Below are 20230 nucleotides of genomic sequence, written 5' to 3'. Positions count from 1 at the left end.
AGTACCCTTTACCCCCTAGGAGTTCCGAAACATGCGTAAACTGGCCCTTCCCGCCCTCATCGCTTCCCTCTTCGTCCTGGCCGGCTGCGGCAGCCAGCCCGCTGCTCCCGAGCAGTCCGGCGCCGGCGTCGAAAACCGCAGCGCCACCTCCGTCGGTGTCGGCAGCGGCGATGTGGGCATGAAGCCCTACAACGACCCGAAGAACGTGCTCTACAAGCGCAGCGTTTACTTCGACTACGACAAGTTCGACATCAAGCCCGAATACAAGGATCTGGTGGCTGCTCACGCCAAGTACCTGGCCGCCAACAAGGGCACCAAGGTGCTGATCCAGGGCAACACCGACGAACGCGGCTCCCGCGAATACAACCTGGCCCTCGGCCAGAAGCGTTCCGACGCCGTGAAGAAGGCCTTCTCCCTGCTGGGCGTCAGCGAAGACCAGCTGGAATCCGTGAGCCTGGGCGAAGAGAAGCCGAAGGCTGAAGGCAACGACGAAGCGGCTTACGCCGAAAACCGTCGCGCCGACATCCTGTACAGCGGCGAGTTCTGAGCATGATGCGCCGGCTCCTGCCCTCGGTGGCGCTCCTGGCTGCCCTCTGGGGGGCCGGGCCGGCTCAGGCCGGGCTTTTCGATGACGATGAAGCCCGGCGCCAGATCAACGATCTGAAGGCCCAGACGACGGAGCGCCTGGATGCGGCTTCCCGGGCCCAGATCGAGCTGTCCAACCAGATCGAGGCGATGCGCGCCGAACTGGCCAAGCTGCGCGGCCAGGCCGAAGTGCTGACCTACGAACTGGAAGCCGCCCAGAAGCGCCAGAAGGATTTCTACATCGACCTGGATACCCGCCTGCGCAAACTCGAAGGCCCCGCGGCCCCCGGGGCGGCGACGCCGCCCGCCGGCGAGGAAGCGCCTGCCGCTGCCGCTCCGGCGCCGGTGAAGGCCGACCCGGCCCAGGAATCCCGGGATTACGAAGCCGCCCTGAACCACTTCAAGGCAGGCAAGTACAAGGAATCCGCAGTGGCCCTGGAGGCCTTCGTGAAGACCCATCCGAGCAGTTCCCTGGCCCCTTCCGCCCAATACTGGCTGGGTAACAGCCACTACGCCCTGCGCGACTGCAAGAAGGCGGTGGAGGTGCAGAACGCCCTGGTGGCCAAGTGGCCCGATAGTGCCAAGGCGCCGGATGCCCTGCTCAGTGCAGCCGCCTGCCAGCAGGAGCTGGGGGATGCCAAGGGGGCGAAGAAGAGTCTGGAAGCCCTGGTGGCCAAGTACCCGAGCAGCCAGGCAGCCGAACAGGCGCGCCAACGGCTGAAGAAGAAGTAAGCCGGATCGTTCCGGCCGCATCGCAGTCCCACGCGGGGAACGGTTGCCGTTCCCCGCGGTCTTTTCCGCAGTCCCTTTGTGCCCTCCCTTCCGCCGTGCGCCAACATGACGGGTTTTTGCCGGATTCGCCCATGAGTACCACCACGCTGAAGATCAGCGAAATCTTTTACTCCCTGCAAGGGGAAACCTCCCGCACCGGCCTGCCGACGGTCTTTGTGCGCCTGACCGGCTGCCCCCTGCGCTGCACCTGGTGCGATACGGAATATTCCTTTTCCGGTGGCACGGTCATGGCGCTGGACGACATCCTGGCCGAGGTGGCGCGCCATCCCACCCGCCGGGTCTGCGTCACCGGTGGCGAGCCCCTGGCTCAGAAGAACTGCCTGCCCCTGTTGGCGGCCCTGTGCGATGCCGGCTGCGACGTGTCCCTGGAAACCAGCGGTGCCCTGGATGTGTCGGGCGTGGATGTCCGGATATCGAAGATCGTGGATCTGAAAGCCCCCGGTTCCGGCGAGGTGGAGCGCAATCTCTGGTCCAACCTGCAGTACCTGACGCCCCATGACGAGCTGAAGCTGGTGCTGGCCGACCGGGCCGATTACGACTGGGCCGTGGCCCGCATTGCCGAGCACGGCCTGGCTGGCCATTGCCCCATTCTCATGGCGCCGGTGCAGGGCCGCCTGGAACCCGGGCAACTGGCCGACTGGATACTGGCGGACGGCCTGGAGGTGCGGCTCCAGGTGCAACTGCACAAGCTGCTTTGGGGTAACATGCGAGGGAAATAAGGGGGGGCTTGGCCCCTCGCCAGGAGACCGCCATGAGCCAGGAACGCCGCCACTTCAGCCGCATCCACTTCCTCAGCAATGCCCATCTGACCACCGCCGGGGGCGGTCGCCATATCGGCCAGATTCGCGACCTCTCCCTCAAGGGGGCCCTGGTCGCCATGGCCGAGGGTTGGCAGGGCCGTTCGGGAGAGGGCTGCAAGCTGGAGATTCCCCTCAACCACAGCGACGTGGTGGTGGTCATGGAGGGCTATCTGGCCCATGTGGAAGGCAATGTGGCAGGGGTACACTGCGAGAGCATCGACCTGGACAGCATCAGCCACCTGCGCCGCCTGGTGGAACTCAACCTGGGCGATGCCGCCCTGCTGGACCGGGAGCTTTCTTCCCTGGTCAGCCACGACTGAGCGTAACCGGCCAGGGCGCAGCATCACATTTACGCCAGCCGGCCGAAATACCCGGAAATGAAAAAGGCCGACGCCCCTGGGGCGTCGGCCTTTTGTTTTGCTGTAGCCGGATTCGCGGACCGAGTTACTCGCCGCGTACCAACAGCACGGAGCAGGTGGCGCGGCGGACGACACGCTCGGCCACGCTGCCGACGAACAGGCGTTCCAGGCCGCGGCGGCCATGGGTGCCGAGGATCAGCAGGTCGGCCTGCCAGGCTTCGGCGGTGTCGGCAAGAATTTCGGAAACGTGCTTCTTTTCCGAATCCACTACCTTCAGTTCCGGAGTGAGGCCCTGGGCGCGGACGCTTTCCGCCGCCTTTTCGAGGAAGGCGCCAGCCGCCTGGCGCAGATGGGACTCCACCTCGCCGATGGGCGTGGGGGCCAGGCTTTCCACGTTGGAGTGGGCCAGGATGGTTTCGTCGATGGCGTGGGCAATGCACAGGGCGGCGCCGTGGGCTTTGGCCAGGGCCGTGGCTTCGGCCAGGACCCGCTGGGTCATGAAGCTGTCGTCGATGGCGACCAGGATGCGCTTGTACATGGAATGTCTCCGCTGGTTGGGTCGGCGCTAGGGCTGAAGTCCGCTAGTGGGCCGAGGGGCGTACGTGTCGTGCGGCACGATACACCGGCCCGGGGACTGCCCGAAACGGGGATTTTCCCTAATCAGGCAGCGTCGCGGGGGGCGTCTTGAGCGCCAGCGGCAGACCGGCGGCTACCAGGGTGACCTGCTCGCAGCAGGCGGCGACCTGTTGGTTGAGGCGGCCCTGTTCGTCGCTGAACAGGCGCGATACGGGGTGCATGGGCACGATGCCCCAGCCCACCTCGTTGGAGACCAGAATGATGTGGCCGGGCAGGGTGGGCAGGGTCTCCGCCAGGGTTTGCAGGCCGCCCCGCAGGATCGGGCAGTCCACCGCCTGGCCGGCTTCGGCCTGGGCAGCCGCCTGGCCGGCGAAGAGTAGGTTGGTCAGCCACAGGGTGAGGCAGTCCACCAGCAGGCAGCGCCCCGGCGAGGCCTCCCGGGCCAAAGCGTCGGCCAGGGCCAGGGGTTCTTCCACCAGGCCCCAATGGGCCGGGCGGCGCTCCCGATGGTGGGCGATGCGGCGGTCCATTTCGCCATCCAGGGCCTGGGCCGTGGCCAGGTAAACCACTTCCAGGCCGCTGGCGGCGGCCCGCTGCTCGGCCAGGGCGCTCTTGCCGGAGCGGGCGCCGCCGATGATCAGTTCGCGCAGTGCTTTTTCCATGGCGCGAAGGGTAGCACAGGGCCGGGAGTGGTCAGGGGCGGGGGGTATAATCCTCGGTTTCCCGTTCTCCCTCTCGCCCTCTTCCGCCATGTCCCTGCCCGCCTTTGCCATTGCCGCTCCCGACGTCGACCTGATGCCCGCCCTGCGCCGCAAGATCGACACCAAGACCAAGCCCCTGGGCGCCCTGGGCCTGCTGGAGAACCTGGCCCTGCTCACCGGCCTGATCCAGCAGAGCCTGAGCCCCGAGGTGCGGCAGCCGGAAGTGCTGGTGTTTGCCGGCGACCACGGGGCCGCCAAGGCCGGAATTTCCGCCTATCCCCAGGACGTGACCTGGCAGATGGTGGAGAACTTCCTCGCCGGCGGCGCCGCCATCAACGTCTTCGCCCGCCTCAACGGCATCGGCCTGACGGTGGTGGATGCAGGCGTGGCCCATGACTTCGCCCCCCGGCCCGGCCTGGTGACGGCCAAAATTGGCCCGGGCACCGCCAACTACCTGGAAATGCCGGCCATGAGCGCCGCCCAGCGGGACGAGGCGATCGCCGCCGGCGCTGCTGTGGTGCGCCAGGCCGCTTCTCGGGGCTGCAACGTCATCGGCTTCGGCGAAATGGGCATCGGCAACACCGCCGCCGCCTCCCTCATCACCCATTGCCTGACCGGCGCCAGCCTGCCCGAGTGCGTGGGTCGCGGCACCGGCCTGGACGATGCCGGCCTCTCCCGCAAGCGCAACCTGCTGGCCCAGGCCTTGACCCGCTACCGCCACGAAGGCGGCGGCGACGACGCCCTGGAAGTGCTGGCCCAGTTCGGCGGCTTCGAGATCGCCCAGATGGTTGGGGCCTTCCTGGCCGCTGCCGAGGCCAAAATGCTGATCCTGGTGGATGGCTTTATCGTCACCTCGGCCCTGCTGGTGGCAGCCCGCCTGCATCCGGAAGTGCTGGCCTACTGCGCCTTCTGCCATAACTCCGCCGAACCCGGCCACCGTGCCCAGCTCGACCACTTCGGCGCCACCGCCCTGCTGGACCTGGGCCTGCGCCTGGGCGAAGGCACCGGTGCCGCCCTGGCCCTGCCGCTGGTGCGGGCTGCCGTGGCCTTCCTCAACGAGATGGCCAGCTTCGACTCCGCCGGCGTCAGCGGCCAGGAGGCCTGATTCCGTGGCAGCCCTGAAGCGGGAAATCGGCTATTTTTTCACCGCCCTGGGCTTCTTCACCCGCCTGCCGGTGCCCGCCTGGGTGGGCCATTCCGGCGAAGGGCTGCAGCAGGCAGCCCGCCACCTGCCCAGCGTGGGCCTCCTGGTGGGCGCCCTGGCGGCGCTCGCCGGCATGGCTGCGGCCCTGCTGTGGCCGCAGCCCCTGGCCGTGCTGGCGGCCATGGCCACCAGCCTCTACGTCACCGGCGCTTTCCACGAAGACGGCCTGTCCGACATGGCCGACGGCTTTGGTGGCGGCTGGACCCGGGAACAGGTGCTGGCCATCATGAAGGACTCCCGGGTCGGCAGCTACGGCGTCATTGCCCTGGTGCTGGCCCTGCTCGGCAAGTTCCTGGCCCTGCTGGAACTGCCTGCCGTCGCGCTGCCGGCGGCCTTGGTAGCCGGGCACGCCGTCTCCCGCAGCTGTGCTGCCAGCCTGCTCAAGACGCTGGATTACGCCCGGGACGAAGGTGCTTCCAAAGCCCGGCCCGTCGCCACCTGCCTGTCCTGGAGCGAACTGCTGTGGGTCGCCCTGGTCGGCTTGCTTGGCGCCGCCCTGCTGCTGCCTTTCCTTTCCCCGGCCGCCATCGGCCTGGGCCTGCTCCTGGCTCTCCTGGCCACCCTGTGGCTGGCCCGGCAGATGGCCCGCCGTCTGGGGGGCTATACCGGCGACTGCCTGGGGGCCACCCAGCAGGTGAGTGAGCTGGCCTTCTACCTGGGGCTGCTGTGCAGTCTCTAGACCTCTTCCTGATCCGCCACCCCTTACCCCGGGTGGCCGAAGGCATCTGCTACGGCCGTGCTGACCTGGATCTGGCGGAGCCGGTGGCGCCCCACGGTGCCCGCCTAGCAGGGCTGCTGCCGGCGGATGCCTCCCTCCACAGCAGCCCCCTGCGCCGCTGCCGCCAGCTGGCCGAAGCCCTGGGGCCTGCGCCCCGGCTCGATGCCCGCTTGCAGGAGCTGGACTTCGGCCGCTGGGAAGGCCAGGCTTGGGATGACATTCACCGCCAGGAGCCGGACGCCCTCGACCGTTGGGCCCAGGATACGGCGGGGGCCGCACCCCACGGCGGCGAGACGGCCCTGGCCCTGCAGACCCGGGTGCTGGACTGGCTGGCGGAATTGCAGGCCGCCCACGACAACGCCGGCGCCGCCGTCGTTGTGACCCATAGCGGTGTGCTCAAGGCCCTTTTCGGCCATTGGCTGGACTTGGCACCGGCGGACTGGCACCGCCTGCATTTTGATTTCGCCACCGTCAGCCAGGTGCGCCTCGGCAGTTACGGGCCACGGATTCTCGGCCTGAACCGGTAGAATTGCCCCCTTTACGGCGCCCCAGCCCCGGAGCGCCCGCTTCAACACGGATTGCACACCCCATGACGCCACAATCGAGTCGGGACATCTATCTGCGCCTGTTGCGCCACGTGCGCCCCTACTGGCGTGTCTTTGCCCTTTCCCTGCTGACCATGGCGGCGGCCGCTGCCACCGAGCCCCTCTTCCCCATGCTGATGAAGCCCCTGCTGGACACCGGGTTTGGCAGCGCGGCCGATGGCAAGGGTAGCTGGCTGCCCTATGCCATCGTCGCCATCTTTCTGACCCGGGGCCTGCTGGGCCTGGTGGCCGACTATTCCCTGGCCTGGGTGGGCCACAAGGTGGTGATGGATTTGCGCAACGCCATGTTCGACCGCCTGGTGCGCCTGCCGACCAGCTATTTCGAGAACCAGTCCTCCGGCGCCCTGATGTCCCGCATCGCCTACGACGTGGTGGGCGTTACCAGTGCCGCCACCACGGTGCTGACGGTGATGGTGCGGGATTCCCTCACCGTGGTCTGCCTGCTGGCCTGGATGGTCTATCTCAACTGGCAACTGACCCTCATCGCCCTGTGCATGATCCCCGCCGTGGGCTTTACCGTTGGCCGCCTTTCCAAGCGTCTGCGCAAGATGAGCCACGGCAGCCAGAACGCCATGGGTGGCATCCTGCACATCCTGGAAGAGGCCGTTTCGGCCCACAAGGTGGTCAAGGTCTTCGGCGGCCAGCGCCATGAGATCGCGCGCTTCCACCGCATCAATGCCGAGCAGCGCAGCTACAACATGAAGAGCACCCTGGCGGCGGCCGTGTTGGGGCCGGTGGTGCAGGTCTCCGCCGCCATTGTCCTGGCCATTATCGTCGGCATGGGGGTGCAGCAGGCCCAGAGCGACCAGGCCACGGTGGGGGGCTTCGTCTCCTTCATCACCACGATGCTGCTGCTGATCCCGCCCCTGAAGCGCCTCACCGACGTCAATGCCCAGCTGCAGAAGGGCCTGGCGGCGGCTGAATCAGTGTTCCTGATGATGGACGTGCCGGTGGAGGACAAGGGCGGTGCCCAGGCTCTGCCCCGGGCCAAGGGCGACCTGCACTTCGAGCAGATCACCTTCCAGTATGGCGGTGCCGAACGGCCGGCCCTGGACGGGGTGGATTTGCAGGTCAAAGCAGGGGAAATCATCGCCCTGGTGGGGGGCTCCGGCGGCGGCAAGACCACCCTGGCCAACCTCCTGCCCCGTTTCTACGACCCCAGCGCCGGGCGCATCCTGCTCGATGGCCGGGACCTGCGGGACTACGCCCTGGCCGATCTGCGCTCCCAGATCGCCCTGGTCAGCCAGGATGTGGTGCTGTTCAACGATACGGTGGCGGCCAACATTGCCTACGGCCAACTCGCCGAAGTGCCGCGGGAGCGCATCATCGCCGCCGCCGAAGCGGCCCATGCACGGGAATTCATCGAGGCCATGCCAGAGGGCTTCGACACCGTGGTGGGCACCAACGGCGGCAAGCTTTCCGGCGGCCAGCGCCAGCGCCTGGCCATCGCCCGGGCCATCTTCAAGGATGCGCCCATCCTCATTCTCGATGAGGCCACCTCGGCCCTCGACACTCAGTCCGAGCGGGCGGTGCAGGAGGCCCTGGAAAACCTCATGCAGAACCGCACCACCCTGGTCATCGCCCACCGCCTGTCCACCATCGAAAAGGCGGATCGCATCGTGGTGCTCAACCGGGGCCGCATCGTCGAAAGCGGCACCCACGCCGAACTGCTGGCCAAGGACGGCGCCTACCTGCGCCTGGCCCAGCTGCAAAGCCAGGGCGGGGAAGCCTAGCCACCACTGCCTGCCTGGAGAGGCAAGCTAGTCGCGGTTATTGCTGGCATTGCCGCTGGAAGCCAACAGGGGCGCGGATCTTCAATGAGGTCCGCGCCCCTGTTGGCTTTGCGGGGTGTCGGGGGCGCAGGGTGTGGCGTGCCGGTGATCCGATGAATGGCTGGGGAAGGGGAGGGTGGGCGAGGCAGGATTGGCCCGGCTTGATGGGCCCCAGCCATTCTTCGGCGGCTGGCGCGGTTTGCAGCGTGGCTCGCAAAAAATGGGGGGTACGGGGGGTAATGCCCGAAGGTACCGAATTGCTCGAAGGTACCGATTCGGCGGCCCGGCGAAGGGTGCCGAACCGCCGCTGCTGCCGCGTGAGGTGCAGAGGCCGTAGCTAGCCCGCCCCCGGCCGCGGTGCTGCGTCGGGGGGCGGGGCTTGGGAAGGGGATTAGTCCCGCTCGGCCTTCGGATCCCGGGCCAGGAGTTGCTCCACGGCCTCGGCGGCCGGCAGATCGTGGTGCAGAACGGCATCCACGGCCAGGGTGATGGGCATGTCGATATCCCGCTGGCGGGCCAGCTGTGCCACTTCCCGGGCGGTACTGACGCCCTCTGCCACATGACCCAGTTCGCCGAGAATCTGGCTCAGGGTCTTGCCCTGGCCGAGGCCCAGGCCGACCCGGCGATTGCGGGAGAGGTCGCCGGTGCAGGTGAGGATCAGATCCCCCATGCCGGCCAGGCCCATGAAGGTTTCCCGCCGTCCGCCCAGGGCTTCACCGAGGCGGGCGATTTCGGCCAGACCCCGGGTGACCAGGGCAGCCCGGGCATTGAGGCCCAGATTGAGGCCGTCGGCGATGCCGGTGGCGATGGCCAGCACGTTCTTCACGGCGCCGCCCACTTCCACCCCCACCACGTCGTCGTGGGCGTAGATGCGCAGGCGCGGCGTGTGCAGCTGGCGCGCCAGCTCGGCGGCCAGCTCGGCATCGAGGGAGGCTAGGGTGATGGCGGTGGGCTGCTGCCGGGCTACTTCATCGGCGAAGCTGGGGCCGGAAAGGGCGCCGCAGGGATAGGCCGTGCCCAACTCCTCGGCCACGATCTGGTGGGGCAGCTTGCCGCTCCCGGCCTCGAGGCCCTTGCACGCCCACAGCAGGGGAATCGGCCGGGCGGCGGAGACGGCCCCCAGGTCCTTGAGGCTGAGCAGGGACGGACGCAGGCCGGCCAGGGGCGTGGCCACCAGCAGCAGGTCGGCATCGGCGACGGCCCGGGACAGGTCGGAGGTGACTTCCAGCTCGCTCGGCAGGGCGGCCCCCGGCAAGTAGCGGGGATTTGCGCGCAGGCGGGACATTTCCTCGCCCTGGGCAGCATCCCAGGACCACAGGCGGACCCGGTGGGCCGCGGCAAAGGCGATGGCGAGGGCGGTGCCCCAGGCGCCAGCGCCGAGAACGGCAATATTCATAGGTATTCGATCACAGGAGGATCACGGCGCGGAGCGCGGGAATGACGGAGAAGGCAGGGCAGACGGGAGGCGCAAGGCAGCGGCAGGCCAAGGGCCCAGTGCCCTACAGGCCCCAGACTTGGTTGGCCCGCAGATAGCCGCTCTGGCCGTCCCGGTGCTTCACCTTGGCCCAGCCGGCCGGCCCGGTTTCCAGCAGTTCCAGGGCGACGCCCTTTTCTGCCTGGAACACCAGGGGAGCGGCGGCATCTGCCGACTGGCGCACTTCGGCCCGTTCCACCGTCACCTGCAGGGTGCGGCGTTCAGCCAGGGCGGCCCGCTCGATCCAGGCCAGGCCCCCGCCGGCATCCCGTACCTTGGCCCAGCCTTCGAGGCTGACCACCACTTCCACCGGGGTGTAGCGGCGGATGATGAACTGGGGCACACCCTTTTTCGACGGCGAGTCGTAGAGGATGGCTGCGGGGCCTTCCGCCGGTTCGACGGAGCGGAAGTCGGCCGCCAGGGCGCTGCCGGCCGACAGCCCGAAGGCCAGGGTGCAGACCAGGAATGCGCCGCGAACGGTGCAATGTTTGCTCATGGCAGGCCTCCGGGGCAAAAAGTCGCGCAACGGCAACGCAACGACAGGGCGGATCGGGTGGGTTACTGAATGGGGACTTCGCCGGCGCCACCGCTCTGCTCGGCTTCGGCCAGGCGGGCCATGTAGAGGGCCTCGAAGTTCACCGGCTGCAGCACTACGGGGGCGAAGCCGGCACGGGCGATGGCGCTGGAGATGACTTCCCGGGCGTAGGGGAAGAGCACGTTGGGGCAGGCGATGGCCAGCAGGGGCTCGAGGTTTTCATCGGGCACGTTACGAATCTGGAACACGCCAGCCTGGCCGGCTTCCACCAGGAACACGGTCTTTTCGTCTTCCAGTTTGGCGGTGACGGTGACGGTCAGCACCACTTCGAACATGCCGTCGCCCAGGCCCTGGCCTTCGCTGCGCAGCTGGATGTCCACCTGGGGAGATTCCGGCTCGAGGAAAATCTGAGGGGCATTCGGCACTTCAACGGAGAGGTCCTTGATGTACAGCTTTTCAATGGCGAAAACGGGGGCTTCGGCTTGGCTCATGGTGTGTGTTTCCAGTCGTTAATTTGAGGGAATTCCAGGGTGTTCAGGCTTCATCGGCCAGCAGGGGCAGCAGGCCGCCCGCCCGGTCGAGGGCATACAGGTCGTCGCAGCCGCCCACGTGGGTGTCACCGATGAAAATCTGGGGCACAGTACGCTTGCCGCCGGTCTTGGCCATCATTTCTTCGCGGCGCTCCGGCTCCAGGTCCACCCGGACCTTTTCGATGTCGGCGACGCCCTTGCTCTTGAGCAGCTGTTCGGCGCGGATGCAGTAGGGACAGACGGCGGTGGAGTACATCAAAACACGTTTCATGGCAGATTCCTCATGCTTCTTTCTTGGCGCGCTCGAGGGGCAGGCCTGCCCGCTCCCAGGCGCCGACACCGTCGGCCAGGCTGACGGTCTTGGTGAAACCAGCCTTCAGCAACAGATCCCGGGCCTTGGCGGAGCGTACGCCGGAGGCGCAGCAGGCGACGATGGGGCGATCCTTGAAGCCTTCCAGTTCGGCCAGGCGTTCCGACAGCTTGGCCAGGGGCAGGTGGTGGGCATCGGGCAGGTGGCCCGTGGCAAATTCGGCGGCATCCCGCACGTCGATCACTACGGCGTCCTGGCGGTTGATCAGCAGGGTGGCGTCCGTCACGCTGACGGACTTGCCGCCGCCCCGCAGGAAGGAAGCCAGCAGGGCCATGGCGCTGGCGAAGGCCAGGGCGACGATGAAAATGTTCTGCTTGATGAAATCCAAACGAAACTCCGTGGAAGGATGGATAAAAGCCGGGGAAGATTACCGCAAAGGGCTGCCCAAGGGGGCATTCTAGCGATCCGGCGACTCCGACGGGCCGCAAAACACCTCCCGCATCATGCCGATGAGCTGCAGGATGCGGCCGTCACCCACCCGGTAATAGACCCGGTTGGCGTCCTTGCGGGTGAGCAGCACGCCCTTTTCCCGGAGGATGGCCAGATGCTGGGAAATGTTGCTCTGGGAGGTACCCACGGCATCGACGATTTCCTGCACGCAGGCTTCCTGGTCGCCGACCACGCAGAGAATCTTCAGCCGTAGCGGATGGGCGATGGACTTCAGCGCCCGGGCGGCCAGTTCGATGTGTTCCTGCTTGTCGATCAGATTGACGGGGGCTTCCAACGTGGTGACTCTCCTGTGCGCCCGCCCGGGTCTGGCCGCTTTCCGGCACTAGGCAAACTCGGGGCAAACTCGTGGCAAGGGGCGAATTCATTATAAAATAAGCGGAGAAATCTAGCCTATCGGGCCCCGGGGCACTTTAATCCACGTCAACGGGGAACCTCGCCAGCCCACCCAGCCACCCGACGCCCCGCACACATGCCCCCAATCATCGCCCGCCGGCCCCGCTCCCGGAGAATCGGGTGAAATCCAGCCGTCGCCCGATGCCGCTGTCAGCGGCGATGCTGCTCTGCATGCCCCTCGTCCTGCTGTCGGTCACTGGCGGCCAGGCCCTGGCCGCCGGCAAGCCCCGGGAGGCTGCAGCCGCCAAGCCGGCAAGCAAGCCCGCGAGTAAAGCTACCCCCACCAAAACGCCCGCCAAGGCCGCCGTGAAAGCCGCGCCGCCGGCCAAGGGGATGGCCAAGCCTGTGCCCCACAAGGCGGCCGGCCCCAGCTCGGCGGCCAAGGCGGCGCCGGCACGCAGCGAAAATCGTAGCGAGCCCCGCAACGAACCCCGGCGCAAGGGGGCTGCCGTGGCCGGAGCCGCGGTGGCGGCCGGTGCCGGCGTCGCCGTAGGGGCCAAGCTGGCGGGGGGGGGCAATCCCGAACACCAGGCGGAATCCTCCAAGGCCGACCTCAAGGAGCTGCAGGGGCGTATCGACAGCCTGCGCAAGGAGGTGGCCAGTGCCGAGGAATCCCGTGCTGATGTGGCCGACCAGCTGAAGGATGCGGAAAAAGGCATCTCCAACCTTTCCCGGGATCTGCGTCAGTTGGCCGGGCAGCGTGGTGATTTGCAGGCCAGCCTGCGCCAATTGGCCAGCCAGGCCCGTGAGATGGAGGGCACCCTGGCCGGCCAGCGCAGCCAGCTGGAGCAGCTGCTCATCCGCCAGTACATGGATGGGGGCGACGGTTCCGACCCCTTGCGCCTGCTGCTTAACGGCAGCGACCCTAACCAGACTGCCCGGGATCTCTACTACCTTTCCGCCGTGGCCCGGGCCCGTAGCGAATTGCTGCAGCAGATTGGCAGCAGCCTGCGGCAGAAGAAGGCACTGGCGGAAGACACCCGCAACCGGGAGAACGAGCTGGCCGAAGTGGAAAATCGCCAGAAAGAACAGCATCAGCAGTTGTTGAGCCAGAAAAACCAGCGCCAGGCCACCCTGAGCAAGATTTCCCAGCAGATTGAGGCTCGGCGCAAGGAAATCGGTGCGCTGCAGCAGGATGAAAAGCGCCTCACCCGCCTGATCGATGGCCTCTCCCGCATCATCGCCCAGCAGGCGGCGCAGCAAGCGGCCCAGCAGGCCGCCCGGGCCCGGGCTGAAGCCAAGGCCAAAGCGGCCGCGGAGCGCCCTGGCCAGGCCGCTCCTGCCCCCAGTCAGTCCGCCGGGGTGGCCAACGAGAAGACGCCGGAGGCGGGCCTGCCGCGCTTCAATGGTGACTTTGCCCGCCTCAAGGGCAGCCTGCGCCTGCCGGTACGCGGCACCGTCAGCAATCGCTTCGGTTCCGCTCGCCAGGAGGGCAGCTCCTGGAAGGGGCTCTTCATCCGCGCCGCTGGCGGTAGCGATGTCCATGCCGTGGCGCCGGGCCGGGTGGTCTTCGCCGACTGGATGCGGGGCTTCGGCAACCTGCTGATTCTCGACCATGGCGATGGCTATCTGACCATCTACGGCAACAACGAATCCTTGTACAAACACGTCGGCGAAACGGTGAAGCCGGGGGACGTGGTGGCCGTCGTGGGCAACAGCGGTGGCAACCCGGAATCCGGTTTATACTTTGAGCTTCGCCATCAAGGCCAGCCGCTCGACCCGCTGAAATGGGCGAGCTTGAAGTAGGAGACTTTTCGTGAAGATGGGCAAGCCGTTCAAGCAGGTGGGATTGATCGGTGTCGGCATGGTGGCCGGCATCCTTCTGTCCGTGCAGATTTCCGCCATGGCCGAGAAGGACACCCGGGCCGGCCTCCCCGTGGAAGAGCTGCGCACCTTTGCCGAAGTCTTCAATGCCATCAAGCAGGGCTACGTGGAGCCGGTGGAGGACAAGAAGCTCATCACCAATGCCATCTCCGGCATGCTGGGCAACCTGGATCCCCACTCCTCCTATCTGGATGCCGACTCCTTCAAGGAACTGCAGGTCGGTACCCAGGGCGAGTTCGGCGGTCTGGGCATTGAAGTCGGCATGGAAGACGGCTTCGTCAAGGTCGTCTCCCCCATCGAAGATACCCCCGCCTTCCGCGCCGGCCTCAAGGCCGGCGACCTGATCGTCAAGCTGGACGATACCCCGGTCAAGGGCATGACCCTTTCCGACGCCGTCAAGCGCATGCGCGGCAAGCCCAAGACCCCCATCACCCTGACCATCGTGCGCAAGGGCGAGCAGAAGCCCATCGTCGTTACCCTGAACCGGGAAGTGATCAAGGTGCAGAGCGTCAAGTCCAAGCTGGCTGAGCCCGGCTACGGCTACGTGCGCATCACCCAGTTCCAGGAAAACACCGGCCCGGCCCTGGTCAAGCACCTTGCCGACCTCTACAAGGAAGGCGCCCTGAAGGGCCTGGTGCTGGACCTGCGCAACGACCCGGGTGGCCTGCTCAACGGTGCCGTCGGCGTTTCCGCCGCCTTCCTGCCGGCCAAGGCCCTGGTGGTGGCCACCGATGGCCGCACCCCGGATGCCAAGCATCAGTACTTCGCCAGTGCCGACGATTACCTGCGGGGCAACAAGGACGACTACCTGAAGAACCTGCCCGCCGAAGTGAAGAAGGTGCCCATGGTGGTGCTGGTGAACGGCGGCTCCGCGTCTGCCTCCGAAATCGTTGCCGGCGCCCTGCAGGATCACAAGCGGGCCATCGTCCTGGGCACCCAGACCTTCGGCAAGGGCTCCGTGCAGACCGTGCTGCCCCTGCCCGGCAACACCGCCATCAAGCTCACCACCGCCCGCTACTACACGCCCAATGGCCGCTCCATCCAGGCCAAGGGCATCGTACCGGACATCACCGTGGAAGAGAGCGCCAACGGCGCCTCTGCCGAGCGCCTGCGGGAAGCTGATCTGGAACGCCACCTGATCAACGACAAGGAAAAGGAAGCCTCGCCCCGCAGCAGCCTGAAGGATACCAAGGACAGCAAAGACAGTAAGTCCAACGGCAAGAAGGGCAAGGACGAGGAAGACAAGGCCGACACCCCGCCGCCGGTGGAGCTGGCTTCCAAGAGCGACTACCAGCTGAACCAGGCCCTCAACCTTCTCAAGGGTCTGCAGATCATGCAGAATAAGCCGTAAAGCAATACACCTCGGGGAGAGGGCCATGAAACGAGTCGCCGCCACGCTGTCGCGCCGTCTGGAAACCCAAAAGAAGCGGGAAATCCTCTTTTCCCGCTTCCCCCCCGGCCAGGTGCCTGAAGCCGCCGATCTGCTGACTGGCCTGGAGAAGCTGGAAGCCGCCCCCGAGCTGGAAAAGCGGGCTGTGGCCGTGGAATACGACCTCACCGACTACACCCTGGAAGGCCTGGAAGCCGGCTTGGTGGACCAAGGCTTTCACCTGGACAACACCCTGATGAGCAAGCTCATGCGGGCCCTCATCTACTACGTGGAAGAAACCCAGCTGCACAACCTGGAAGCGCCGGAGCGGCCCATCAAGTCCTCCTCCGAAGCCTACGCTCAGGCCTGGGAGCGCCACCCCCACGGCGACCACGACGATACCCCGCCCGAATGGCGGGAATACAAGTAAGCCAGATACCTCCCACCCCAGGGCCGCCCCATGCGGCCCTTTTATTTTGCCCGCCATGAACGACCAGCAACTACTCCGCTACAGCCGCCACATCCTCCTTGACCCCATCGGTATCGAGGGGCAGGAGAAATTCCTGGCCGCCCGGGTCTTGATCGTCGGTGCCGGTGGACTGGGTTCCCCGGCCGCCCTTTACCTGGCCGCGGCCGGTGTGGGCACCCTGGCCCTGGCGGATGGCGACACGGTGGACCTGACCAACCTGCAACGCCAGATTCTCCACACGGAAGCCGCCGTGGGACTCCCCAAGGCCGAATCCGGGCGGGACAGCCTGCAGCGCCTCAACCCGGAAGCCCGGGTCGAGGTCATCGCCCGTCGTCTCGAGGGCGAGGATTTGGAAGCCGAGGTGGCCCGTGCCGACGTGGTGCTCGATTGCTGCGACAACTTTGCCACCCGCCATGCGGTGAACCGGGCCTGCGTCAAGCTGGGCAAGCCCCTGGTCTCCGGCGCCGCGGTGCGTTTCGACGGCCAGATCAGCGTCTTCGACCCACGCCAGCCGGCGGCCCCCTGCTACCACTGCCTCTTCCCCGAAGGGGAGGATGTGGAGGAAGTGCGTTGCGCCACCATGGGGGTTTTTGCCCCCCTCACCGGCATCATCGGTACCCTGCAGGCCGCTGAGGCCCTCAAGGTGCTGGCGGGCTGCGGCCAGACCCTGGGCGGGCGTCTGCTGCTGCTCGATGCCCTAACCATGGAATGGCGTACCGTGCGCCTGCAGCGGGACCCGGGCTGCCCGGTGTGCGGCGGCCAGGCGGGCTAGGGGAAGACAGAAGGAAGGCGGCCGGCTGCTCGCCACCTGATCCACGGCGGGGCGCAGGAGAGGCGCTTGGCGTGTGGCGGCTAGCTCCGCAAAACCACCTGGGGAGGCAGAAGGCACGCGCCCATGCCTGGAGCGCCGCGCCCAGCTTGGGTTGCCAGGGCGATGCAAGGAAGAATGGCGTCCCTATTGCCTCTTCGGGGTGTTCTTACAGGGATGCTTGTGGGAATGCTGGCTTGGCATGCCGCCAGGCCAATGGGCTGTCGATCTACGGCTTCGTCACGAGATCAATCCGTCCGTTCCGGCGCCCGGGGGCGCTATCAGGCCAGACGGGCGAGAATGCGCAGATCGTCGCCGACCTGGCGTACATCGTGCCAGACCAGGCGTTGCTGCTGTTCCAGGGAGGTCAGTTCGGGCAGGCCGAAGAGGCCTAGGGCTGGATTGCCCAGCAGGGTCGGCGCCAGATAGAGCAGCAGTTCATCCACCAGGCCGGCGGCCAACAGGGCGCCATTGAGGCCGGCGCCGCCTTCCCCGTGCAGTTCGTTGATGCCCCGTCGGCCGAGTTCCGCCAGCAGTGCAGGTAGATCGACCCGGCCAGCGGCATCGGGCAGGTGCAGCACCTCGGCACCCCGCGCGGCTAAGGCAGCGGCCTTGGCCGCGTCGGCATTGGCGGTGGCGATGAGCACCGGCCGGCCATCCAGCAGGTGGGCGCCGGGGGGCGTTTCCAGGCGGCTATCCACCACCACCGGGATGGGCTGGCGTTCCGTGGTCACGCCCCGCACGTTAAGTTGGGGGTCATCCGCCAGCACGGTGCCGCTGCCGGTGAGGATGGCGCAGGCCCGGGCGCGCCAGCGGTGGCCGTCCTGCCGGGCGGCGGCGCCGGTGATCCACTGGCTCTGGCCATTGGCCAGAGCGGTACGGCCATCCAGGCTGGCTGCCGCTTTCAAGCGCAGCCAGGGGCGCCCCCGGGTCATGCGGGAGACGAAGCCGAGATTGAGTTCCCGGGCCTCCTTTTCGAGGATGCCGGAGAGGACGTTGATACCCGCCTGGCGCAGGATTTCCAGGCCGCGACCGGCCACCAGGGGATTGGGATCGGGCATGGCTGCCACCACCCGGCTGATGCCGGCGGCCACCAGGCCTTCGGCGCAGGGTGGGGTGCGGCCGTGGTGGCTACAGGGCTCCAGGGTGACGTAGGCGGTGGCGCCCCGGGCAGCCTCGCCAGCCGCCCGCAGGGCGTGGACTTCGGCATGGGGTTCGCCGGCCCGCACATGCCAGCCTTCCCCAACCACTTGCCCGTCCTTGACCAGGACGCAGCCGACCCGGGGATTGGGCGCGGTGGAATGGAGTCCCCGGGCAGCCAGGGCTAGGGCCCGGGCCATGTGGGCGTAGTCGGCAGCAGTGCCGTGGGCGGGCATGGGCGGAGCGGGGAGCGGTGGCGGGGGGATTATTCGTCGCGGGGGCGACGGCCGGGCTTGGCCGGGGTGACTTCGCGGATGGCGTGGGAGAACTCGTCCACATCCTCGAAGTTGCGATAGACCGAGGCGAAGCGCACGTAGGCGATCTTGTCGAGCTTCTTCAGTTCCCGCATGACCATCTCGCCGACCTTCTCGGAGGGGATTTCCCGTTCGCCGAGGGCCAGCAGCTTTTCTTCGATGCGGGTGATGGCCCCGTCCACCGCTTCGGTGGTGACGGGGCGCTTGCGCAGGGCCAGCCACAGGCTGGCGGAGAGCTTGTCCCGGTTGTAATCCACCCGGGAACCGTTTTTCTTGACCACCTGGGGCAGGCGGATTTCCGCCCGCTCGTAGGTGGTGAAGCGCTTGTCGCAGTGCGTACAGCGGCGGCGGCGGCGGACGATGTCGCCGTCTTCATTGATGCGGGTGTCGACAACGGTGGTGTCGTCGGCGCCGCAGAAGGGACATTTCATCGCCCGGCCGCCTGTGGGGGCTTACTTACCGTAGACCGGGAACTTGCTGCAGAGCGCCGCCACCTTGGCGCGCACGGCGGCCAGGTTGGCTTCGTCGTTGGGCGCGTCGAGCACGTCGGCCACCAGGTGGGCGATCTGCTCGGCTTCGATCTCGGTGAAACCACGCGTGGTCATGGCCGGGGAACCGATACGGATGCCGGAGGTGACGAAGGGCTTTTCCGGGTCGTTGGGGATACCGTTCTTGTTCACCGTGATGTGGGCACGGCCCAGAGCGGCTTCGGCGTCCTTGCCGGTGATCTTCTTGGCGCGCAGGTCGATCAGGAAGACGTGGGATTCGGTACGGCCGGAGACGATGCGCAGGCCGCGCTCTTCACCCAGCACCTTGGCCATGACGCGGGCGTTGTTGATCACCTGCTCCTGGTAGGCCTTGAACTCGGGGGATGCGGCTTCCTTGAAGGCCACGGCCTTGGCGGCGATGACATGCATCAGCGGGCCGCCTTGCAGGCCGGGGAAGATGGCGGAGTTGAGGGCCTTCTCGTGCTCGGCCTTCATCAGGATCACACCGCCGCGGGGGCCGCGCAGGGTCTTGTGGGTGGTGGAGGTCACCACGTCGGCGTGGGGCACCGGGTTGGGGTAGAAACCGGCGGCGATGAGGCCGGCGTAGTGGGCCATGTCCACCCAGAAAATGGCGCCGACTTCCTTGGCGATCTTGGCGAAGCGCTCGAAGTCGATGCGCAGGGCGTAGGCGGAGGCGCCGGCGACGATGATCTTCGGCTTGTGCTCGCGGGCCAGGGCTTCCATCTTGTCGTAGTCGATCTCTTCCTTTTCGTTGAGACCGTAAGAGACGACGTTGAACCACTTGCCGGACATGTTCAGGGCCATGCCGTGGGTGAGGTGGCCGCCTTCGGCCAGGCTCATGCCCATAATGGTGTCGCCGGGCTTGGCGAAGGCCATCAGCACGGCCTGGTTGGCCTGGGAACCGGAGTTGGGCTGCACGTTGGCGGCTTCGGCACCGAACAGCTTCTTCAGGCGCTCGATGGCCAGTTGCTCGGCCACGTCCACGTATTCGCAACCGCCGTAGTAGCGCTTGCCGGGGTAGCCTTCGGCGTACTTGTTGGTCAGCTGGGAGCCTTGGGCTTCCATGACCGCGTTGGAGACGTAGTTTTCAGAGGCGATCAGCTCGATATGGTCCTCTTGGCGACGATTCTCGTCTTCGATCGCCTTCCAGAGTTCGGGGTCGACTTTCGCCAGGGTATCGTTTGCGGAAAACATCGGTGCTGCCTCTCAAGCCGTTGAAAAAGGCGAAAATTGTACCATGGGCGGAAGGTGTCCAGCCCCCGGGGGAAATCCCCCACCCGGCTCAGGCCGGCAGTTCGTCCAGGGCGCCGCCGGCTTCCAGGTGCCGGGTACAGCCCCAGAGGACGATGCGCCAGGTGCCATCGGTGCCCTTCTCTAGCCAGGTGATGCCGGCGTTGGGAATGGTGAAGTCCCGCGGTGCCGCCAGGGGCAAGCCCCGCACGTGGCGGTTGATTACATCCAGCACGCCGCCGTGGCAGACCAGTAGCAGGGTTTCGCCGCCATGGCTGGCGGCCAGGGCCTCCAGGCAACCGGTGACCCGGGCCGAGAATTCGCTCAGGCTCTCGCCGCCGGGGATCGGCGCAGCCGGCTGCCGCGCCTCGAAGGCGGCGTAGGCTTCCGGGTGGCGCTGGCTGGCCTCGGTGTAGGTCAGCCCTTCGAACAGGCCGTAACGCCGCTCCCGCAGGGCCGGCCGCAGGCGCACCGGGCGCCCCAGATGGGCAGCGATGGCTTCGGCCGTGACCCGGGCTCGGGAAAGATCGCTGCTATACACCGCGGCAAAGGCCCCTTCCTCCTCCAGGCGACGGGCTGTCGCCCGGGCCTGGCGCAGGCCGGTGGGGTTGAGGTCGATATCAATATGGCCCTGGATGCGCCGTTCGGCATTCCAGAAGGTTTCGCCGTGGCGAACGACGCAGATACGGGTAGGGGACATGGC

24 protein-coding genes are annotated in these 20230 nt (G+C 67.0%); 12 read left to right on the top strand and 12 right to left on the bottom strand.

The annotated features are described in order from the left end of the window. Nucleotides 1-31 precede the first annotated feature (31 nt). From pal to AZSI13_RS08710, 4 genes are all read left to right on the top strand, one after another. A complete protein-coding gene (pal, locus tag AZSI13_RS08725; protein WP_109040786.1) occupies nucleotides 32-547 on the top strand; it encodes a peptidoglycan-associated lipoprotein Pal in 516 nt (171 codons plus the stop codon). 2 nt (nucleotides 548-549) lie between these two features. Then, nucleotides 550-1317 carry a tol-pal system protein YbgF gene (gene ybgF / locus AZSI13_RS08720; RefSeq protein WP_109040785.1) on the top strand — a complete coding sequence of 256 codons (768 nt, stop codon included), beginning with the start codon at nucleotides 550-552 and terminating at the stop codon, nucleotides 1315-1317. A 131-nt stretch (nucleotides 1318-1448) separates the two neighbouring features. Beyond that, entirely contained in the window at nucleotides 1449-2096 is a 648-nt protein-coding gene (gene queE / locus AZSI13_RS08715) for a 7-carboxy-7-deazaguanine synthase QueE (RefSeq protein WP_109040784.1), read from the top strand. A gap of 32 nt (nucleotides 2097-2128) precedes the next feature. After that, the gene (locus tag AZSI13_RS08710; RefSeq protein ID WP_109040783.1) at nucleotides 2129-2497 is read left to right on the top strand and encodes a PilZ domain-containing protein; all 369 of its coding nucleotides are present in this window, start codon (nucleotides 2129-2131) and stop codon (nucleotides 2495-2497) included. Nucleotides 2498-2621: 124 nt separating this feature from the next. Here AZSI13_RS08710 and AZSI13_RS08705 read toward each other — a convergent pair whose 3' ends face one another. After that, nucleotides 2622-3074, bottom strand: coding sequence for a universal stress protein (locus AZSI13_RS08705; protein WP_109040782.1), 453 nt, complete (start codon nucleotides 3072-3074; stop codon nucleotides 2622-2624). Nucleotides 3075-3192: 118 nt separating this feature from the next. Continuing rightward, nucleotides 3193-3774 carry a bifunctional adenosylcobinamide kinase/adenosylcobinamide-phosphate guanylyltransferase gene (cobU, locus tag AZSI13_RS08700; RefSeq protein ID WP_109040781.1) on the bottom strand — a complete coding sequence of 194 codons (582 nt, stop codon included), beginning with the start codon at nucleotides 3772-3774 and terminating at the stop codon, nucleotides 3193-3195. Nucleotides 3775-3862: 88 nt separating this feature from the next. Here cobU and cobT point away from each other — a divergent pair, with 88 nt between their 5' ends. From cobT to msbA, 4 genes are all read left to right on the top strand, one after another. Next, entirely contained in the window at nucleotides 3863-4918 is a 1056-nt protein-coding gene (gene cobT, locus AZSI13_RS08695) for a nicotinate-nucleotide--dimethylbenzimidazole phosphoribosyltransferase (RefSeq protein WP_201262342.1), read from the top strand. A gap of 4 nt (nucleotides 4919-4922) precedes the next feature. Continuing rightward, nucleotides 4923-5696 (top strand): adenosylcobinamide-GDP ribazoletransferase, encoded by a 774-nt coding sequence (locus AZSI13_RS08690; RefSeq protein ID WP_109040780.1) that lies wholly within the window; start codon nucleotides 4923-4925, stop codon nucleotides 5694-5696. Then, nucleotides 5684-6262, top strand: a complete 579-nt coding sequence (gene cobC, locus AZSI13_RS08685) for an alpha-ribazole phosphatase family protein (protein ID WP_109040779.1) — start codon at nucleotides 5684-5686, stop codon at nucleotides 6260-6262. The genes AZSI13_RS08690 and cobC overlap by 13 nt, the downstream gene beginning before the upstream one ends. Before the next feature lie 62 nt (nucleotides 6263-6324). Continuing rightward, the gene (gene msbA, locus AZSI13_RS08680; protein WP_235609717.1) at nucleotides 6325-8073 is read left to right on the top strand and encodes a lipid A export permease/ATP-binding protein MsbA; all 1749 of its coding nucleotides are present in this window, start codon (nucleotides 6325-6327) and stop codon (nucleotides 8071-8073) included. 430 nt (nucleotides 8074-8503) lie between these two features. Here the strand turns inward: msbA and AZSI13_RS08675 are convergent, their stop codons facing one another. The 6 genes from AZSI13_RS08675 to AZSI13_RS08650 form a co-directional block, all read right to left on the bottom strand. Beyond that, nucleotides 8504-9508: an NAD(P)H-dependent glycerol-3-phosphate dehydrogenase gene (locus tag AZSI13_RS08675; protein WP_109040778.1), complete on the bottom strand. Its 1005-nt coding sequence runs from the start codon at nucleotides 9506-9508 to the stop codon at nucleotides 8504-8506. A gap of 103 nt (nucleotides 9509-9611) precedes the next feature. Continuing rightward, nucleotides 9612-10082 (bottom strand): SH3 domain-containing protein, encoded by a 471-nt coding sequence (locus AZSI13_RS08670; RefSeq protein WP_109040777.1) that lies wholly within the window; start codon nucleotides 10080-10082, stop codon nucleotides 9612-9614. A gap of 62 nt (nucleotides 10083-10144) precedes the next feature. Then, nucleotides 10145-10612: a protein-export chaperone SecB gene (secB, locus tag AZSI13_RS08665; RefSeq protein WP_109040776.1), complete on the bottom strand. Its 468-nt coding sequence runs from the start codon at nucleotides 10610-10612 to the stop codon at nucleotides 10145-10147. 43 nt (nucleotides 10613-10655) lie between these two features. Next, on the bottom strand, nucleotides 10656-10922 hold the full coding sequence (gene grxC / locus AZSI13_RS08660) for a glutaredoxin 3 (RefSeq protein WP_109040775.1): 267 nt from the start codon (nucleotides 10920-10922) through the stop codon (nucleotides 10656-10658). 10 nt (nucleotides 10923-10932) lie between these two features. Then, complete coding sequence (locus AZSI13_RS08655) at nucleotides 10933-11349, bottom strand: rhodanese-like domain-containing protein (protein WP_201262341.1); 417 nt, start codon at nucleotides 11347-11349, stop codon at nucleotides 10933-10935. 69 nt (nucleotides 11350-11418) lie between these two features. Continuing rightward, nucleotides 11419-11745 carry a helix-turn-helix transcriptional regulator gene (locus AZSI13_RS08650; RefSeq protein ID WP_109040774.1) on the bottom strand — a complete coding sequence of 109 codons (327 nt, stop codon included), beginning with the start codon at nucleotides 11743-11745 and terminating at the stop codon, nucleotides 11419-11421. A 290-nt stretch (nucleotides 11746-12035) separates the two neighbouring features. Between AZSI13_RS08650 and AZSI13_RS08645 the strand changes: the two genes are divergently transcribed. Genes AZSI13_RS08645 through AZSI13_RS08630 form a run of 4 tightly spaced genes read left to right on the top strand, consistent with a single transcriptional unit; the run spans nucleotide 12036 to nucleotide 16298 of the window. Continuing rightward, nucleotides 12036-13610: a murein hydrolase activator EnvC gene (locus AZSI13_RS08645; RefSeq protein ID WP_109040806.1), complete on the top strand. Its 1575-nt coding sequence runs from the start codon at nucleotides 12036-12038 to the stop codon at nucleotides 13608-13610. A gap of 16 nt (nucleotides 13611-13626) precedes the next feature. Further along, nucleotides 13627-15039: a S41 family peptidase gene (locus AZSI13_RS08640; protein ID WP_109040805.1), complete on the top strand. Its 1413-nt coding sequence runs from the start codon at nucleotides 13627-13629 to the stop codon at nucleotides 15037-15039. A gap of 25 nt (nucleotides 15040-15064) precedes the next feature. Continuing rightward, on the top strand, nucleotides 15065-15487 hold the full coding sequence (locus AZSI13_RS08635; protein ID WP_109040773.1) for a hypothetical protein: 423 nt from the start codon (nucleotides 15065-15067) through the stop codon (nucleotides 15485-15487). Between the two features lie 55 nt (nucleotides 15488-15542). Continuing rightward, nucleotides 15543-16298, top strand: coding sequence for a molybdopterin-synthase adenylyltransferase MoeB (locus tag AZSI13_RS08630; protein ID WP_109040772.1), 756 nt, complete (start codon nucleotides 15543-15545; stop codon nucleotides 16296-16298). A 317-nt stretch (nucleotides 16299-16615) separates the two neighbouring features. Here the strand turns inward: AZSI13_RS08630 and ribD are convergent, their stop codons facing one another. The 4 genes from ribD to AZSI13_RS08610 form a co-directional block, all read right to left on the bottom strand. Further along, on the bottom strand, nucleotides 16616-17710 hold the full coding sequence (gene ribD, locus AZSI13_RS08625) for a bifunctional diaminohydroxyphosphoribosylaminopyrimidine deaminase/5-amino-6-(5-phosphoribosylamino)uracil reductase RibD (RefSeq protein WP_109040771.1): 1095 nt from the start codon (nucleotides 17708-17710) through the stop codon (nucleotides 16616-16618). A gap of 29 nt (nucleotides 17711-17739) precedes the next feature. Continuing rightward, nucleotides 17740-18219: a transcriptional regulator NrdR gene (gene nrdR, locus AZSI13_RS08620; RefSeq protein ID WP_109040770.1), complete on the bottom strand. Its 480-nt coding sequence runs from the start codon at nucleotides 18217-18219 to the stop codon at nucleotides 17740-17742. 21 nt (nucleotides 18220-18240) lie between these two features. Next, a complete protein-coding gene (gene glyA / locus AZSI13_RS08615; RefSeq protein ID WP_109040769.1) occupies nucleotides 18241-19491 on the bottom strand; it encodes a serine hydroxymethyltransferase in 1251 nt (416 codons plus the stop codon). Nucleotides 19492-19579: 88 nt separating this feature from the next. Then, nucleotides 19580-20227: a histidine phosphatase family protein gene (locus tag AZSI13_RS08610; protein ID WP_109040768.1), complete on the bottom strand. Its 648-nt coding sequence runs from the start codon at nucleotides 20225-20227 to the stop codon at nucleotides 19580-19582. Nucleotides 20228-20230: the final 3 nt, after the last annotated feature.

Origin of the sequence: Azospira sp. I13, from assembly GCF_003112695.1 — a bacterium.
Lineage (GTDB): Bacteria > Pseudomonadota > Gammaproteobacteria > Burkholderiales > Rhodocyclaceae > Azospira.
This window is presented reverse-complemented; position numbering and strand designations above follow the sequence as displayed.